Annotated in this window: 16 protein-coding genes; 6 read left to right on the forward strand and 10 right to left on the reverse strand. The window is 67.6% G+C overall.

Annotated features, from left to right (window positions below; all coding sequences use genetic code 11):
- Window positions 1–104: 104 nt before the first annotated feature.
- The 4 genes from QHC78_RS15305 to QHC78_RS15320 are packed head-to-tail and all read left to right on the forward strand — an operon-like array spanning window position 105 to window position 4905.
- Window positions 105–1166 (forward strand): enoyl-CoA hydratase/isomerase family protein, encoded by a 1062-nt coding sequence (locus tag QHC78_RS15305; protein ID WP_319746017.1) that lies wholly within the window; start codon window positions 105–107, stop codon window positions 1164–1166.
- Window positions 1150–3300, forward strand: a complete 2151-nt coding sequence (locus tag QHC78_RS15310; RefSeq protein ID WP_319746019.1) for an acetate--CoA ligase family protein — start codon at window positions 1150–1152, stop codon at window positions 3298–3300. Before QHC78_RS15305 ends, QHC78_RS15310 begins: the two co-directional genes overlap by 17 nt.
- A complete protein-coding gene (locus QHC78_RS15315; RefSeq protein ID WP_319746021.1) occupies window positions 3297–3893 on the forward strand; it encodes a 2-hydroxychromene-2-carboxylate isomerase in 597 nt (198 codons plus the stop codon). The genes QHC78_RS15310 and QHC78_RS15315 overlap by 4 nt, the downstream gene beginning before the upstream one ends.
- 10 nt (window positions 3894–3903) lie before the next feature.
- Window positions 3904–4905, forward strand: a complete 1002-nt coding sequence (locus QHC78_RS15320) for a Bug family tripartite tricarboxylate transporter substrate binding protein (protein WP_319746023.1) — start codon at window positions 3904–3906, stop codon at window positions 4903–4905.
- On the opposite strand, the gene QHC78_RS15325 is transcribed toward QHC78_RS15320, so the two are convergent.
- The 7 genes from QHC78_RS15325 to QHC78_RS15355 form a co-directional block, all read right to left on the reverse strand.
- Window positions 4906–5805: a LysR family transcriptional regulator gene (locus QHC78_RS15325; RefSeq protein ID WP_319746025.1), complete on the reverse strand. Its 900-nt coding sequence runs from the start codon at window positions 5803–5805 to the stop codon at window positions 4906–4908. It lies immediately after the preceding gene.
- A 16-nt stretch (window positions 5806–5821) separates the two neighbouring features.
- Complete coding sequence (locus QHC78_RS15330) at window positions 5822–6829, reverse strand: ABC transporter substrate-binding protein (protein ID WP_319746026.1); 1008 nt, start codon at window positions 6827–6829, stop codon at window positions 5822–5824.
- Window positions 6830–6938: 109 nt separating this feature from the next.
- Window positions 6939–7724 carry an ABC transporter permease gene (locus tag QHC78_RS15335; RefSeq protein ID WP_319746028.1) on the reverse strand — a complete coding sequence of 262 codons (786 nt, stop codon included), beginning with the start codon at window positions 7722–7724 and terminating at the stop codon, window positions 6939–6941.
- Window positions 7721–8536, reverse strand: coding sequence for an ABC transporter ATP-binding protein (locus QHC78_RS15340; protein WP_413816471.1), 816 nt, complete (start codon window positions 8534–8536; stop codon window positions 7721–7723). The genes QHC78_RS15335 and QHC78_RS15340 overlap by 4 nt, the downstream gene beginning before the upstream one ends.
- Window positions 8467–9435, reverse strand: coding sequence for a tRNA 2-thiocytidine(32) synthetase TtcA (gene ttcA / locus QHC78_RS15345; RefSeq protein ID WP_319746032.1), 969 nt, complete (start codon window positions 9433–9435; stop codon window positions 8467–8469). The genes QHC78_RS15340 and ttcA overlap by 70 nt, the downstream gene beginning before the upstream one ends.
- 1 nt (window position 9436) lies before the next feature.
- Window positions 9437–9808 (reverse strand): dihydroneopterin aldolase, encoded by a 372-nt coding sequence (folB, locus tag QHC78_RS15350; protein WP_319746033.1) that lies wholly within the window; start codon window positions 9806–9808, stop codon window positions 9437–9439.
- Window positions 9809–9816: 8 nt separating this feature from the next.
- On the reverse strand, window positions 9817–10635 hold the full coding sequence (locus QHC78_RS15355) for an SDR family oxidoreductase (RefSeq protein WP_319746035.1): 819 nt from the start codon (window positions 10633–10635) through the stop codon (window positions 9817–9819).
- 97 nt (window positions 10636–10732) lie between these two features.
- On the opposite strand from QHC78_RS15355, the gene QHC78_RS15360 reads away from it, so the two are divergent.
- Together QHC78_RS15360 and QHC78_RS15365 are read left to right on the forward strand one after the other, a co-directional pair.
- On the forward strand, window positions 10733–11893 hold the full coding sequence (locus QHC78_RS15360; RefSeq protein ID WP_319746037.1) for a class I SAM-dependent methyltransferase: 1161 nt from the start codon (window positions 10733–10735) through the stop codon (window positions 11891–11893).
- 100 nt (window positions 11894–11993) lie between these two features.
- On the forward strand, window positions 11994–12743 hold the full coding sequence (locus QHC78_RS15365; protein ID WP_319746039.1) for a hypothetical protein: 750 nt from the start codon (window positions 11994–11996) through the stop codon (window positions 12741–12743).
- Here the strand turns inward: QHC78_RS15365 and QHC78_RS15370 are convergent.
- From QHC78_RS15370 to QHC78_RS15380, 3 genes are read right to left on the reverse strand one after another with little or no spacing between them, the layout of a single operon-like run.
- Window positions 12724–13413 (reverse strand): glycosyltransferase family protein, encoded by a 690-nt coding sequence (locus tag QHC78_RS15370; RefSeq protein WP_319746041.1) that lies wholly within the window; start codon window positions 13411–13413, stop codon window positions 12724–12726. The genes QHC78_RS15365 and QHC78_RS15370 overlap by 20 nt on opposite strands.
- A 30-nt stretch (window positions 13414–13443) precedes the next feature.
- The gene (locus QHC78_RS15375; RefSeq protein WP_319746043.1) at window positions 13444–14595 is read right to left on the reverse strand and encodes a tRNA nucleotidyltransferase/poly(A) polymerase-related protein; all 1152 of its coding nucleotides are present in this window, start codon (window positions 14593–14595) and stop codon (window positions 13444–13446) included.
- Complete coding sequence (locus QHC78_RS15380; protein WP_319746045.1) at window positions 14582–15559, reverse strand: complex I NDUFA9 subunit family protein; 978 nt, start codon at window positions 15557–15559, stop codon at window positions 14582–14584. Before QHC78_RS15380 ends, QHC78_RS15375 begins: the two co-directional genes overlap by 14 nt.
- Window positions 15560–15567 lie beyond the last annotated feature (8 nt).

Raw genomic sequence — 15567 nt, forward strand, 5'->3', positions numbered from 1 at the left:
GCGCCGGCAGCAACGCGGTGTTCCGCCGCCGGTCATTGTCCGGGTGCGCACGCCCGGCCAGAATGAGCCCGTGAATTTTTCGCGGCGGTCCCGTGCAATCTTCCTTGGTTTCTTCCGTCCACCGCGATGGTGTCGCGGTCCTGACGATCGATCATCCTCCGGTCAACGCCATCGGCGCCGACGTCCGTGCCGCCCTGGCGCGGGCGCTCGACGAGGCGGAGCGCGCCCCGCAGGTGCGTGCCGTAGTGATCGCGGGCGCGGGCAAGATGTTCTCCGGCGGCGGCGACCTACGCGAGATCGGACGGCTGGACCCGCCGGGAGCGGTCAGCATGGCCGATCTGGCCCGGCGCATAGAAACCGGCGCCAAGCCTGCCGTGATGGCCATGCACGGCAAATGCATCGGTGGCGGGGTGTTGCTGGCCATGGGTTGCCATGCCCGCGTCGCGTCGGATGACGCGCTGTTGATGCTGCCGGAGTTGAACCTCGGCCTGGTGCCCGGCGCAGGCGGAACACAGCGCCTGCCGAGGCTGGTCGGGGTGGAGGCGGCGCTCGACATGGTGGTGCGGGCCCGGGCGCTGGAAGCCGGCGAGGCGCTGCGTCAGGGATTGCTCGATGAGGTAGGCGTCGACCCGGTGGCCGATGCGTCGCGCCGCGCGCTCGATATCGCCGGCGGCAGGCTGCCGTGGCGACGAACCTCCGAATTGCCCCTGCAGCTTGCCGAGCCGGTCCGCGCAGCCCTTCGCAACCGCTACTTGGCCGTGGCCGAACAATGCTTTCCCGGCAGGCTGGCCGCACGCGAAGCGGTCGACCTCATCGTTTCCGCCAGCACCTTGGCCTTCGAGCACGGATGCGCAGCGGAGCGCGCGTGCTTTGCCCGGCTTGCCGCCAGTTCCCAGGCGCGGGCGCTGTTGTATCTGTTCTTCGCCGAACGCGCGCTGGCCAAGGCGCCCGACGCGCCCGATGCCGCGACTCGGGCGCGCATAGCCGCGAGGCTGCGCGCGGCCGGTGCCGCGGCGTCTATGGGCAGCGCCTGGACCGCGGCCGCGCGCGCCTGCCTGGCGGAAGGCTGGGCCACGCGCGCCGAGTTCATCGACGTTATCGCCGTCAAGGATTGCGGCTATCCCGCTCTGCTCGGAGGACCCTTGCATCATGCTGGACAGCATTGAGTCGCCGGTCCGCGCGCGCGCGGCCGACTCCCTGGACCCGCTTTTCGCGCCTGCATCGATCGCGGTGCTGGGCGCGTCGGCCGACCCGCTCAAGATAGGCGGCCGCCCGATCAAGTTCCTCAAGGCGCACGGTTACGCCGGATCGATCTACCCCGTGAATCCTAAGGGAGGAGACATCCAGGGCTTGCCCGCTTTGCGGAGCGTGGATGAGTTACCCGAGGGCGTCGATCACGCCATCCTCGCGCTGCCCGCGCCGGCGGTGCTCAGCGCCGCGCGCGCATGCGCCGATCGGGGCGTCCGGGCCATGACCATATTTAGCGCCGGCTTTGCCGAAGTGGGCCTGGAGGGCGCGGCGGTGCAGGCGCAGTTGTCGGCACTGGCGCAGGAAAGCGGCATGCGCATCATCGGCCCGAATTGCATGGGCGTGATGAATCTCCGCCTGGGCATGATCGCCAGCTTTGCCTTCATGGTGGACCTGGGCCTGCCCCGGGTGGGGCGGACGGCCCTGGTCAGCCAGAGCGGCGCGTTCGGCGGGCAGGCCCTGGTAATGGCCCGGCGGCGCGGCCTGCCGTTGGGCGCCTGGGTGACCACCGGCAATGAATGCGATGTGGAGATGGCCGATTGCCTGGCGTATTTCGCGCGCGACGACCAGACCGACGTCATCATGGGATACATGGAGGGCTGCCGCAGCCCGGACAAGCTTGTGCACGCGCTGGCGCTGGCGCGCGAACGCGGCAAGCGGGTGGTCATGGTCAAGGCGGGCAGTTCGGCTATCGGCCAGGTTGCGGCGCAGTCGCACACCGGCGCGCTGGCCGGAAACGATTTCGTTTTCGACAGCCTGTTCCGGCAATACGGCGTCTATCGCGCCGATTCCATCGAATCCTTCTTCGACGCCGCGTATGCCGCCGGCAGCGGAGTACGCATGACCGAGGGCCGGGTCGGCGTCTTCACCGTGTCCGGTGGCGTAGGCGTGCTGATGGCCGACGTGGCCGAACATAGCGGGCTGGACCTTGCGCCGCTGCCGCAGCCGGCGCAGGAAAGCTTGCGCGCCATGCTGCCGCTGGCCGCCGTGCGCAACCCGGTCGATGGCACGGCGCAGATATGGAGCGACCTGGGACTGTTCCGGCGCTTCCTGCAGACCATGCTGCGGGAAGGCCGCTATGAGGCCGTGGTGTTCTTCCTCACGGCCATGCCCTATTCGCCGCCGCTGCAACAGCCGCTGGTCGAGATCTTCGGCGAGCTCCGCCGCGAGTTTCCCGAACCGGCGCTGGTGCTGTCGATGCTGGCGCCGCCCGCGTTGCAGGAGACCTTGGCCGAGCAGGGCTATCTGCTGATCGAGGACGCCTCGCGCGCCATCCGCGCACTGGCGGCCTTGCGCGTGCTGTCCCTGCCCAGCCCCGGCCCGGTGGACCGCTCGCGCCTGCCGTCGGTTCCGCGCCTGCCGCGGCTGGCATCGGACAACGAGCACGCAGCCAAACAGGCACTGGCGCGGGCCGGCATCCCGATGCTGCCGGAACGCGCCGTGCGCGACGTGGAGGCGGCATGCCGCGCGGCGCAAGAAGTGGGCTACCCGGTCGTGCTCAAGGCGCTGTCGCCGGATATCGTGCACAAGAGCGAGTTGGGCGCGGTCGTGCTCGATATTCCGGACGAAGCGGCGCTGCGGACCGCTTGGCCGGCCATTCTCGACCGCGTGGCGCATGCGGCGCCCCGGACGCGGATCGAGGGCATGCTGGTGGCGCCCATGGCTGCCCCAGGCGTGGAGATGATCCTGGGCGTGCAGCGCGACCCGGTGTTCGGGCCGGTGGTGCTGGTGGGGTTGGGCGGGATCTATGTAGAAGTGTTCGATGACGTGGCGCTGCGTATCGCGCCGGTCGACGAACGGACGGCCCGGCAGATGATCCGCGAGCTGAAAGCCTTTCCGCTGCTCGCTGGGGCGCGCGGCCGGCCTCGCGCCGATCTGGACGCCTTGGTGGACGCCATCGTGCGGCTGTCGGTTTTCGCCGACGTCCATGCCGATTGCGTCGAGTCCATCGACATCAATCCTTTCCGGGTATTCGAGGCGGGCCGCGGCGCCGCGGCGCTTGATGCCGTGCTGATCGCCCGGCCCGGAGCCGGCGAAGGGGAACGGGCGTGAAGAGCCTGACGTTCTATTTTTCCCTGCTGTCGCCCTGGGTCTATATGGCCGGTCCGCGGCTGCACGCGCTGGCGGCCGAGGCGGATGCACGCATCATCTATCGGCCCATCGACTTGCTGCGCGTTTTCCGGGAAACGGGGGGCGCGCCGCTGGCCAGCCTCCATCCGTCGCGCCGCGCCTACCGTGCCGTCGAGCGCCGCCGCTGGGCCGCGCACCTGGGGATGCCGATCAGCGAGCAGCCGCGGCATCATCCTGTCGACGAAACCCACGCGGCCTGCACGGTACTGGCCGCCGAGCGCGCGGACCAGCCCGTCTGGCCCCTGGCCCAGGCCATCCTCGCGGGGGTCTGGGTACGGGACCTGGATATTTCCGATCCCGGCACGCTGGTGGACATCGCCGACGAAGCGGGATACCCCGGCCGCGAACTGGTCGCCGCCGGCGAGAGCGCGGCTTGCCGGGAGCTTTTCGAACGCCATACCCGGGAAGCCCTCGACCAGGGGGTATTCGGCGTACCGGGTTTCATCATCGACGGCGAGCTGTTCTTCGGGCAGGATCGCCTGGATTTCGTGCGGCGGGCGCTTGATGCCGACTGAGGAGCCGATCATGGACCAAGCAGGAAAATTCTCCACCGTGGCAACCCGGGCGCTGATTGCCTTGCTGGTGATGGCGGCCGGCCTGGGCGCCGGGCAGCGCGCGGGTGCACAGGCTTTCCCCGCCAAGCCCATCCAGTGGGTCTCGCCATGGACCGCAGGGGGCGGCAACGACATCCTGTCGCGCGCCCTGGCCGAACAGTTGTCCAGCCGGCTCGGCCAGCCGGTGGTGGTGGAAAACCGCCCGGGCGCCACCGGCACCATAGGAACCGCCCAGGTCGCGCGCGCCGCGCCGGATGGCCATACGCTGACGCTGGCCAGCGCGGCGACTCACGCCACCGCGCCGGCCATCTACAGCAAGCTCTCGTACGATCCCGTCGCCGACTTCACGCCCATCACGCTGGTGGCGACCGTAGCCAACGTGCTCGTGGTGCACCCCTCGGTGCCCGCCACCGACCTCAAGGAGCTGGTCGCGTACGCCAAGGCCAATCCCAACAAGCTCAATTTCTCGTCGGTCGGCGCGGGGTCTATCCAGCACCTGTCCGGCGTGATGTTCAACCAGCTGGCCGGCGTGCAGACTGCGCACGTGCCCTACAAGGGAACGGCGCCGGCCGTCGTCGACCTGCTGGCCGGGCGCGTCCAGATGGCTTTCGAGAGCTTGCCGACCATGCTGCCGCACATACGCAGCGGTGCCCTGCGCGCGATTGGGGTGACCACGCCCGTCCGGTCGGAGGTGTTGCCCGAGTTGCCGACCCTGGCCGAGGCAGGGCTGACGGGATTCGATGCTTCGCTGTGGTACGCCGTCATGGGGCCGGCGGGCATTCCGCAGCCGGTGGTCAAGGTCTTGCACGACACGGTCGTGGCGAGCCTGCAGTCTCCGGAAGTCATGCGGCGTCTTTCGGAGCAGGGTGCTCAGCTGGCAACCAGTTCGCCCGAAGAGTTGGCGGAGTTCGTGCGCAAGGACACCGAGAAGTGGCGCGGTTTCATCAAGCGCGCCGGGGTGACGCTGGACTGATCAGCGCGCGCCGGCGGCGGCCTGCCCGCGCAGGTGGCGTAGATAGGCGTTGACCGCGGGCGCGAGGCGCCGCCGTCCGAGTACGCAGATGTCCAGCGTGGTCCGGCCCAGCAGCGGATCGGCCAAGGGCACGCCGACGACGTGTTCCGCTTCGCCCTGCCGGTGCAGCGATACGCTCAGCAGGATGGCGACGCCGCCCTGGCCCCGTACGAAAGCTTGCATGGCGGCAATGGAGCTGGTGACCAGCGCCGGCGCGAGCTGCAGTTTCTCGATCCGCGCTACCGTATCGAGCAGGTGCCGGATGCCCGTATCGGGCGCGGGCAGGACCATGGGATAGGCCAGCAGCTCGGCCAGCGACACCGAAGGCCGGTGCGCCAGCGGATGTCCCGGCCAGACCACGGCGCACAGCGGCGCCGGCATGCGCAGCGCACATTCGACGCCGCTGGCGGCGCGCGGGGACAGCGCGATGCCGATGTCGGCCTGCCCCGATTCGACGGCGGCCATGATCTCGTCGCTGCCGTCCATGGCCAGCTCGAAGGTAATGCCGGGATGTTCGCGGCGAAACGCGACGATGGTGGAAGCGGCGAGCTCAGCGGCGTAGCCCTCGATGGTCCTGATGCGCACGTGCCCGGTGCGCAGCCCCTTGAGGGCATCCAGTTCTTCCAGCGCAAGCTGCCGGCTTTGCCGGATGCTCTCGACGTAATTCAGGTAGACCTCGCCGGCGGCGGTCAGCGTCATGCTGCGGCTGTTGCGGTCGAACAGTTTGATCTGCAACTCCGCTTCCAGGCGGCCGATCTGCCGGCTTACCACCGAGGGCGCCAGATCCAGCCGTTCCGACGCCTTGCGTATGCCGCCGCAAAGGGCGACCTGGTAGAAGCAGTCCAGTTCGTCGCTGTGCATGGCGAGTCCGCGGTCGTCAGGGCAGGACGCGGACCTGGTCGACGATCTCGGTCGTGAACGCCGACCGGTAATCGACCTTGGGATCGAGCAGTTTTTCGCGCACCATGAAATCGTAGGTGCGCTTCCAGCGCGTGTCCGTCATGGTCAGCAATCCCCGGGTGCGGGCGTCGCCCCCGTCGACCAGGCGCGCGTCGCGCAGCGCTTTCACGCCGTAGTCCAGCAGCGCCTGCGTCATTTGGGGATTGTCCTTCATGATCAGGGCGTTGCCCGGCGCCGGATTCTGCAGGTAGCTCTTCCATCCTTCCGCACTGGCCTGCACGAAACGCCGGATAGCGTCCTTCTTGGCGTCCAGCCCGGCCTTGGTTGCCACGATGGTCTGTGCATAAGGCGGGTAGCCGTAGGTTCCCAACAGGAACACCGTGGGCTTGAAGCCGCCCTGGGTTTCGACCGTGTAGGGTTCGGAGGCCAAGTAGCCTTGCACGGCGGAGTTCTTGTCGATCAGGAATGGCTGGACGGAGAAGGTGTAGGGTTTTTTCTGGGCATCGGTAAAGCCGTACTTGCTCTTGAGCCACGGCCAGTACGTGGTTTCGCTCGCCTGCCCGATATAGAGCGTCTTGCCTTTCAGGTCGCCCAGGGTCTTGGGGCCGGGGTGGGACACCAGCACCGTGGGCGACTGCTGGAACGTCGTCGCGACGGTGACCAGGGGCAGGCCTTGCTCGACGGCTTTATAGGTCTGCAGGTCGTCGCCCATGGCGACGTCGTACTGGCCGGCCAGTAGTAGCTGCAATACGTTGATCTGCGGGCCGCCCATCTTGATCGTGACGTCCAGGCCGTGCTTCTTGTAGAGACCTTCGGCAACCGCCTGGTAGAAGCCGCCGTGCTCGGCCTGGGCGTACCAGTTCGATCCGAATACCAGCTTGACGGGGGCCCCGCCGGACGACTGTGCGTGGGCGGCGCCGGCCAGGGCCAGGACCAGCGAGGCGGCGCTGAGCAGCGGCCGCGCGAAGGAGGGGGCGTTACGCATGTTGCGTGCTCCGGGCGTAGGAAAAAACGGGATGTCGCTCATGGTAGCGGCGGATGCCGGTCGTCGCCACAGGGCCGCGGGCCCGCGGCGGTTGGAGCCTGGCGCGGCGCTAGCGCATTTCGTGCCAGCGGGAGAGAGCCAGGCGGGACAGCAGCGTCATCGCGGCGAACAGGACCACGCCCGCGACGGTGATCAGGAACAGCGCGGCGAACAGGCGCGGAATGTTGATCTGGTAGCCCGCCTGCAGGATCTGGTAGGCGAGGCCGGTCTGGGAGCCGCCGGTGCCGGCGACGAACTCGGCAACCACCGCGCCTATCAGCGCCAGGCCGCAGGCGATGCGCAGGCCGCCGAAGAAGGCGGGCAGGGCCGAGGGCAGGCGTAGCCGCCAGAGGATCTGCCAGCGCGTGGCACGTTTGAGCCGGAAGAAGTCGAGCAGTCCGGGATCGATGCTGCGCAGGCCCAGCACGGTATTGCTGATGATGGGGAATATGGCCACGATGGTGGCGCACAGGGTCAAGGCCGCCAGCGTGTTCTTGACCCAGATGATGATGAGCGGCGCAATCGCCACGATGGGTGTGACCTGCAGCAGCACGGCATAGGGAAAGAGGCTGGCCTCGATGACGCGGCTCTGCACGAACAGGAAGGCCAGCAGGACGCCGGCGACCGTGGCTGCCAGCAGGGCGAGGCCGGTGATCTCGAGCGTGACCCATAGCGATCCGGACAGCAGGTCCCAGTCCCGGACCAGCGTGTGCGCCACATCGACCGGCGACGGGACGAGGTAGACCGGCACGTCGAAGAACCGGACCAGCCCCTGCCAGAGCGCGATCAGCAGCAGCGCGACCAGCACCGGCGCGCCCAGGCGCAGGCCGGCGTTCATGGAGGTGCCCCGCCTCATTGCCGGCCCTCCAGCAGGGCGGCCTGCAGCCGCGCCGCCTGCATGGCGAATTCCGGCGATACCCGGAAGGAGGCGTCGCGGCGCGGCGCTTTGATCGGGATGTCGGCCACGATGCGCCCGGGCCGGGCCGACATGACCACGACGCGGTCGGACAGGTACACGGCTTCGAAGATGCTGTGCGTGACAAAGACCACGGTCAGTTTCTGTGTCGCGGCCAGGCCCAGCAGTTCATCGTCGAGGTGCTGGCGTGTGATGTCGTCGAGCGCGCCGAAGGGCTCGTCCATCAGGAGCAGCGTGGGCTCGGTAACCAGCGCGCGCGCAATGGAGACCCGCATGCGCATGCCGCCGGACAGCTCGCGTGGATAGGCGTCGGCGAAGTCGGCCAGGCCGACGCGTTCGAGCGCGTGCCGGACTTTCTGCCGCCGGATGTCCATGCCCGGCCGGCCGCGTTCCAGGTCCAGCGGCAGCCGCACATTGGCGGCCACCGATGCCCAGGGCATGAGCGTGGCGTCCTGGAAGACGTACGACAAGCGGTCGATGTCCCCTTGCCGGCGCAGCACGCCCGAACTGGGCGTATCCAGCCCCGCGAAGATGCGCAGCAGCGTCGTCTTGCCGCAGCCGGACGGGCCCAGCAGCGTGACGAATTCGCCTTCATGCACTGCAAGATCGAGGGGCGACAGTGCTTCCACGCCGTTGGGAAAGCGCCGCCCGACGCCTTGCGCTTGCAGGACCGGCGGCGTGCTCAACGGACCGTGTCGTCGCGGAAGAACCGGACCGTGCGTTCGGCGGGCTGTTCGTCCGCGTCGCTGCATCCGGCACCGGCGGGCTGCGGATCGACCTGGTCGAATGCGGTATCGCCGTCGGGATCGGGCACGCCGGTCGGCCGCAGGTTCACGAAATCGAACAGGCCGCGGTCGAGCAGATGCGAGGGCGTCACGCGCGACAAGGCATTGAAGATGTTTTCGACCCGCCCGGGGAAGGCGCGCTCCCATTCGTCGATCAGGCGGCCGACCTCCTGGCGCTTGAGGTTTTCCTGCGATCCGCACAGGTTGCACGGAATGATGGGGAAGGCTTTCCATTGCGCATAGGCGATGAGATCCTCCTCCTTGATATAGGCCAGCGGCCGGATCACCGTGTGGCGCCCGTCGTCCGAGACCAGCTTGGGCGGCATGCTTTTCAACTGGCCGCCGTAGAACAGATTCAGGAAGAAGGTGGCGAGGATGTCGTCGCGATGATGGCCCAGCGCGATCTTGGTGGCCTTGAGCTCGTCGGCGACCCGGTACAGGATGCCGCGCCGCAAGCGCGAACACAGCGAGCACATCGTCTTGCCCTCGGGAATGACCCGGGTGACGATGGAATAGGTGTCCTGCGTTTCGATATGGAAGGGCACGCCGCGCCCTTCCAGGTAGCGGGGCAGCACGTCGTCCGGGAAGCCTGGCTGCTTCTGGTCGAGGTTGACCGCCACGATCTCGAAATCGATGGGGGCCCGTTCGCGCAGCTTCAGCAGGATGTCGAGCATCCCGTAGGAATCCTTGCCGCCCGACAGGCATACCATGACGCGGTCGCCGGCCTCGATCATGTTGAAGTCGGCGATGGCGCGGCCGGCCTCGCGCATCAGGCGCTTGTCCAGCTTGTTGCGTTCGCGCTCGAGCCTGAGCCGGGCGCGGCCGGCATCCCGTTCGTGGACGTGGGGGGAAACGATCGCGTTCATGTCAGGCTTCCATGCTGCGGCTTGCCGAGACCTCGATGCCGACGGCGGCGCAGTCGGCGAATGCCTGGGGTTTGGACACGCGCAGCCGCACGTCGCGGATCTCGGGAAACTGCGCGAGCAGGCGCGCGGCAAGGCGGTCGCACAGGGTCTCGATCAGGTTGACGTGGGTGCGCGTGCATTCGTCGATGATGCATTCGCGCAGGCGCCGGTAGTCGAGGACTTCCTGGATGCCGTCGTGGCGGGGCCGTTCCACGTCCACGAGGTCGATTTCGGCATCGACGTGCAACGGTTGGGTGGCGCCGCGCTCGTGATCGAGTATGCCTATTTGCGCATCGATGGCCAGGCGGTTGAAGAAAATGCGGCGTGTGCCCATGATTGTGCTCAAGAGGTGCCGCCGGACCCGGGGTCCGACGGCGGGTTCATCAGGCTGAAATCGCGCTCGAAGCCCACCAGGTGCTGGCCGCCATCGACCAACACGGTGGTGCCCGTGATCGAGCGGTTCTGCACGGCGAACAAGACCGCGTGCGCAATGTCCTCGGGGTGGCTGGCATGCCCCAGCGGCGCCATGGCGTGGGTGCGGGCGAATTGCTGGGGAGTCTGCAGGTGGCTGATCATGGTCAGGCCCGGGGCGACGCCCACCACCCGTACGGTGGGGGCCAGCGCTTGCGCCAGCATGGTCGTGGCAGCTTCCAGCGCGGCCTTGCTCAGCGTGTAGGAAAAGAAGTCCGGATTGTAGTTCCAGAGCTTCTGGTCCAGCAGGTTGACCACCACCCCTCGCGCCCCGGGGCCCCGGGCCGATAGGGCGGCGTCCAGCCCGCGCGCCAGCAGCACCGGCGCGGCCAGGTTGGGAAGCATGTGCGCCTGCAGCATGCCGGCATCGAAAGTGCGGGCGTCGTCGTACTCGAAGGTCGACGCGTTGTTCACCACGGCGTCGATGCGGCCGAAATGCGCCAGGACGGCGGGCACCAGGTCCGCCACCGCGGCCGGATCGGCGAGGTCGCAAGCGAAGATTTCCGCCTCGGCTCCCTGCGCGCGGAGCGCCTCGCGCGTTTCCTGGGCCGCATCGCGGGAGGTGCCATAATGCACCGCCACGTTCCAGCCGGCCCGCGCCAGGGCGAGCGCGATCTCGCGCCCGATGCGGCGGGCGGCACCGGTAACGAGCGCGACGGGGCGGGAAGCGGCAGGGTTCGTTTCGCTCATGGCGGCACGAAATCCGGGTGGCGGCAAAGACCTCAAGTTTAGCAAGGCCGGCCGTTCGGGTAGGCAGACGGCAGGCTGGACGTGGGACAATTCCATTATGACCAATCTGCCTGAACTCGATCCGGAATCGAGCGCCCATTCCCGGCGCGTGGCCGGCTTCATCGCCGACGAGATCCGCAAGGCCGGAGGCTGGCTGCCGTTCGAGCGCTGGATGTCGCTCGCCCTGTATGCGCCCGGCCTGGGCTACTACGCGGCCGGCAACCAGAAACTGGCGGCGGGCGGGGCTGCGCCCGCGGGCGATTTCGTGACCGCGCCGGAACTCACTCCCTTGTTCGCCCGTACCTTGGCGCGCCAGGTGGCGCAGGTGCTGGAGGACTGCGGCAGCACCGAGGTGCTGGAGTTCGGCGCGGGCACCGGGGCGCTGGCCGAGGGCCTGCTCGCCGCCTTGGACGAAGCCGGCATTCCGGCGTCCTATCGCATCGTCGAGGTTTCGGCAGACTTGCGCGAGCGGCAGCGCACCCGGCTCGCCTCCTATGGCGGCCGCGTGGCCTGGCTCGATACGCTGCCCGCCTCGTTCGTGGGCTGCGTGCTGGGCAACGAAGTGCTGGACGCCATGCCGGTCCGGCTATTCCGCTGGACCGGTTCCGGTTTGCTCGAGCGCGGCGTGGCATTGGCCGCGGACCAGCGCTTCGTGTGGGAAGACCGTCCCGCGCCGCAGGACCTCGTCGATGCGGTATCTGCCCGCATGCCTGCGCTGCCGGGCTATGTGTCGGAAGTCAATTTGCAGGCCGAGGCCTTCATGCGCGGCATGGGCCAATGGTTGAAGGCGGGTGCGGCACTGCTGGTCGATTATGGCTTCACGCGCCGCGAGTACTACCATCCGCAACGGATGGAAGGCACGCTGATGTGCCATTTGCGGCACGTCGCCCACGCCGATCCGCTGGTTGCGGCCGGTGTGCAGGACATCACCGCGCACGTCGATTTCACCGCCATGGCCGAAGCAGCGGTGGAAGGCGGACTGGAGGTGCTGGGGTATGCCTCGCAGGCCGTGTTCCTCATGAACGCAGGGCTGGCGGACCTGCTTGCCCCGCTCGATCCCGGCATTGATGCCGCGTCGTATGCTCGGGCGGTGGGGCCGGTGCAAAAGCTGTTGTCGCCGGCCGAAATGGGCGAATTGTTCAAGGTTCTCGCGGTCGGCCGGGGGCTGCGGCAACCGCTGGCCGGATTCAGCCGGGGCGACCGGAGCGGCGCGCTCTAGCGCCATGCCCCGGAGTTTAAACGACATGTCGGAAGTACGGATGAGGTGGGTGCAGGCTATGTCCGAGTGGGGGCGATTGCTTACGGATACGAAAAAGGGTGTGTACCGATGGATCAAGTTCCGCCTGACACGCCCGCTGCCGCCCCCCGCGCCCTTTGACCTGGCGGGACCTGTCGTCGTGGTCGGATCCGCGCCGGTATCCCATCCTCCGGCGGGCCTCGACCACCGTTTCTCCGTGATCACCGTGAACGGCTCCCAGTCCGTGACGGCGAAATGGGGCATCACGGTGCCCGACATCACGATGATGATGTTCAACCAGATCGAGGGGACCACGCACAATGCGCGCGAGGTGCGGCGCGTGCTGTCCGGGCAGCGCACGCGCGCCCTTTTCGTACTGCTGTGGCGCAAAGAAGAGCGCGCGCGTCTGGAGCGCGGACTGAAGGCGTTCGACTACGGCTACGAACATCTCTATATCGTGGACCGCTACGAGCGGATGGCGCTGCTCGACAAGGTGGCCGGCGTGCGTTCGCTGGAGCTCAATGCCGAGTCCAAATGTTCCAACGGCGTCTATGCGGTGCTGTTCGCCCTCTACCACCACGCGCCGGCCGTCATCATCAGCGGCATCAATCCCAATTCTTCCGGGCACGCGTATAACGATACCGGTCTCGCGCGGCTGCATGTACACATGGACAAGACCATTCTGCAACGCTTGCTCGCGGCCGGCCAGCCCATCTTTACCGCCGACCCGATGGTTGCCGAAGAAACCGGCATCCCGCTCTGGACAGCAACGCAGTGGGAGGCTCGCCCGCCGTCGACCGTCCCCGGCGCGCCTACTTCGTCCGCTGCGTGACCTTCAGGACGCGATCGCGCGTGGCCAACCATTCCTCGGCATAGTCGTCGTCCTTGTATTCGTCGAAATAGGGGCCGCCGTCGGTGAAATGGACCAGGTCAGCGTTCGGCAAGTAGTCGTACTCGTTGACCAGCCAGTTCCAGCTGGCGGGCAGCTCGCCGATGAGGTCGTCCGATTCGAGCCACTTGAACTGGTGCAGTTCCAGGCCGCTCGCGGTGTTCACATAGCCCGGGTCGAGCTTGCGGCACTTTTTGTTGTTGAAGAGGATGACGCTCGACCAGTTCTTCTTCTCGTACTTGGTCTGGACCTGCCCGAGGAACTTGGTGTCGGTCTTGGGAACGTAGTCGTGCTTGACGCACATCGCGGCATAGCGGTCGTCCCTCAAGGCCCAGAGCTTGGCGATGTCGGTGCGCATCAGCATGTCGCAATCGATGAACAGGGACCAGCCTTCGTAGCCGCTCAGGTAGGGCACCAGGAATCGCGTAAACGAAAATTCGGTCGATTGCAGCGGGTTTCTTTCCCGGGTGAAAACGTCCTTGATGTTATTGAGGGCGATGGGCGTGAAGGTGACCGGGATGGAGCTCTTTTCCAGGATGCTGTGGCATAGGACGTGGTAAGCGATCACTTCTTTATAGTCGAAGCCGATGTAGACGCGAGCAGTTTCTTTCATGGTGTTCTCAGTTCGAAGGCCGAGGCCGGCTCAACCGGCGCGCGCCTCTTCCAGGGCGGCCAGCCGGGCTTGCCGCACAGCTTGTTTGATGGCTTGCGGCCGATCGGCATGGCGCTTGGCAATAGCGCCGGCGTCGATCGACCGGACCGCCTCCAGCCATGCGTGCCAGGGGGCCGGATCAATCGGCGCGAGCAGTTGCGCGGCGCGGATCAGCTGGCCGAAACGGGCCGGCTTGCGCAGCGCATCGGACCGCTCCAACAGGGCAAGGGTCCGATCGGTGTCGAGCGTGGCCTGGGACAAGTCGGGCAGGGCCGCCTGCAGCAGCCGTGCCAGGTCGGCGCAGTCGTTGGGGGCCCGCAGCCGCTTGCTCAGTTCTTCGCAGGCCGGGCTGGCCGAGCATAGCAGCGCATAGCGAGAGGCCAGCGGCAAATCGGCGCGCGCGGCTTCATCAACGAGCGCGCGGATGCCTGCGTCGACCTCCAGGCCGGGCGCGATGCGCGGCAGGGCCCCGGTCTCGGCGAGGACTTCCAGCATGCGCGACGGGGCGGCCTGCATCAGTCCGCGCGATATTTCCCGCCATACGCGTTCCGGCACGAGGGCATCGACTTCGCCTTGCTCGACCATATGGCGGCATAGCTCCAAGGTCTCGGGGGCCACGCTGAAGTCGTGAAAACGCGCAGCAAAACGCGCCAGCCGCAGGATACGCACCGGATCTTCGGCAAATGCCGGGCCGACATGCCGGAAGCGCCTGGCACGCAGATCGGCCGCGCCGCCATACGGATCGATCAGCCGGCCGTCGGGTGCCTGTGCAATGGCGTTGATGGTCAGGTCGCGCCGTCTCAGGTCGTCTTCCAGCGTGACGTCCGGGCCGGTATGGAAGGTGAAGCCCTTGTAGCCGCGGCCCGATTTGCGCTCGGTGCGGGCCAGCGCGTATTCCTCGCGAGTGACCGGGTGGAGAAACACCGGAAAGTCCCCCCCTACGGGAACGAACCCGCGCGCGGACATTTCTTCCGGGGCGGCGCCCACCACGACCCAGTCGCGGTCCCCCGCCGGCAGGCCCAATAGCGCATCGCGGACAGCGCCGCCGACCACGAAAACCGCCAGCCCGTCCGTGGCCGGATCCTTGCCTGGGGCGGGCAGGGGGCGGTCCGGGATCGGTTTTCCGCCGTCAGCGTCTGCCATGGCGCATGCGGAAAAGATCGAACCGGGTATGTTCCCCCCGGGCCAGGTAATCGGGCGCGAGCGCCTCCAGCGAACTGGGGTGGACGCCCAGCTCGGGGGCCAGCGGGCTCTCCAGCACGTTGTCCGTCGCGAGCGAATCGAGGTTGTCGCGCGAGATCAGCGGTGTGCCGGGCAGCATTTCCATGAACGCCGCCTGCAGCTTGCCCAGTCCCATGGGCAGCGGCACCACTCGCCGCCGGTGACCGCTCCAGGCCGCCGCTTTTTCGATCAGCTCCCGTAGCGTATAGGCCTGCGGCCCGGCCAACGGATACGCTTTGCCGTAGGTGCGGCGATCGTCGAGCGCATTGGCCATCGCTTCGGTAAGGTCACCGACATAAATGGGTTGCAGCCGCGCCGAGGCACCCGCAACCGGCAGTGCGGGCAGCCACCGGGCCAGCGAGGCGAACATGTTGAGGAAGCGATCGTCCGGCCCGAATACGACCGACGGCCGGAAGATGGTCAGCGCGCCATCCGGCCAGGCATCGAACACGCGCCGCACGGCGGCTTCGCCATCGCCCTTGGACCGCTGGTACATGCTTGCGCCCTTGGAGTCCGCGCCCAGCGCGCTCATGTGCAGGAACCGGGTCACCCCCTTGGCCACGCACGCCTGGGCGATGCGTTCCGGGAGTTCGACGTGCAGCTTGCGGAACGTCTTGCCATAGGGCGTGCCGCGGTCGCCGTGCAAGACGCCGACCAGGTTGATGACCGCGTCCTGCTCCTGCAGCAGCCGCGCCAGCGCGGCATCGTCGAACAGGTCGGCTTCGACGATATCCACGGTCGGCAGCGGCAACAGGTGGCGGGCGTTGATGTAGCGCCGGGTAGGAACCAGCAGCTTGCGGCCCTGGGCCGCAAGACGCGCCACCAAGTGGCTGCCTATGAAGCCCGAACCGCCTAGTACGAGTATGCGCGGGTAGATCATGGACATGGCGTTGT

Source organism: Pigmentiphaga sp. (assembly GCF_033795525.1).
GTDB lineage: Bacteria > Pseudomonadota > Gammaproteobacteria > Burkholderiales > Burkholderiaceae_B > Pigmentiphaga.

Coding starts and splice junctions, on each gene's coding strand:
- QHC78_RS15330 (WP_319746026.1), bottom strand. CDS start 6,829: ATGCGTAACGCCCCCTCCTTCGCGCGGCCGCTGCTCAGCGCCGCCTCG.
- QHC78_RS15360 (WP_319746037.1), top strand. CDS start 10,733: ATGACCAATCTGCCTGAACTCGATCCGGAATCGAGCGCCCATTCCCGG.
- QHC78_RS15370 (WP_319746041.1), bottom strand. CDS start 13,413: ATGAAAGAAACTGCTCGCGTCTACATCGGCTTCGACTATAAAGAAGTG.
- QHC78_RS15320 (WP_319746023.1), top strand. CDS start 3,904: ATGGACCAAGCAGGAAAATTCTCCACCGTGGCAACCCGGGCGCTGATT.
- QHC78_RS15335 (WP_319746028.1), bottom strand. CDS start 7,724: ATGAGGCGGGGCACCTCCATGAACGCCGGCCTGCGCCTGGGCGCGCCG.
- QHC78_RS15380 (WP_319746045.1), bottom strand. CDS start 15,559: ATGTCCATGATCTACCCGCGCATACTCGTACTAGGCGGTTCGGGCTTC.
- QHC78_RS15375 (WP_319746043.1), bottom strand. CDS start 14,595: ATGGCAGACGCTGACGGCGGAAAACCGATCCCGGACCGCCCCCTGCCC.
- QHC78_RS15310 (WP_319746019.1), top strand. CDS start 1,150: ATGCTGGACAGCATTGAGTCGCCGGTCCGCGCGCGCGCGGCCGACTCC.
- QHC78_RS15325 (WP_319746025.1), bottom strand. CDS start 5,805: ATGCACAGCGACGAACTGGACTGCTTCTACCAGGTCGCCCTTTGCGGC.
- QHC78_RS15340 (WP_413816471.1), bottom strand. CDS start 8,536: ATGCAGCGACGCGGACGAACAGCCCGCCGAACGCACGGTCCGGTTCTT.
- folB (WP_319746033.1), bottom strand. CDS start 9,808: ATGGGCACACGCCGCATTTTCTTCAACCGCCTGGCCATCGATGCGCAA.
- QHC78_RS15355 (WP_319746035.1), bottom strand. CDS start 10,635: ATGAGCGAAACGAACCCTGCCGCTTCCCGCCCCGTCGCGCTCGTTACC.
- ttcA (WP_319746032.1), bottom strand. CDS start 9,435: ATGAACGCGATCGTTTCCCCCCACGTCCACGAACGGGATGCCGGCCGC.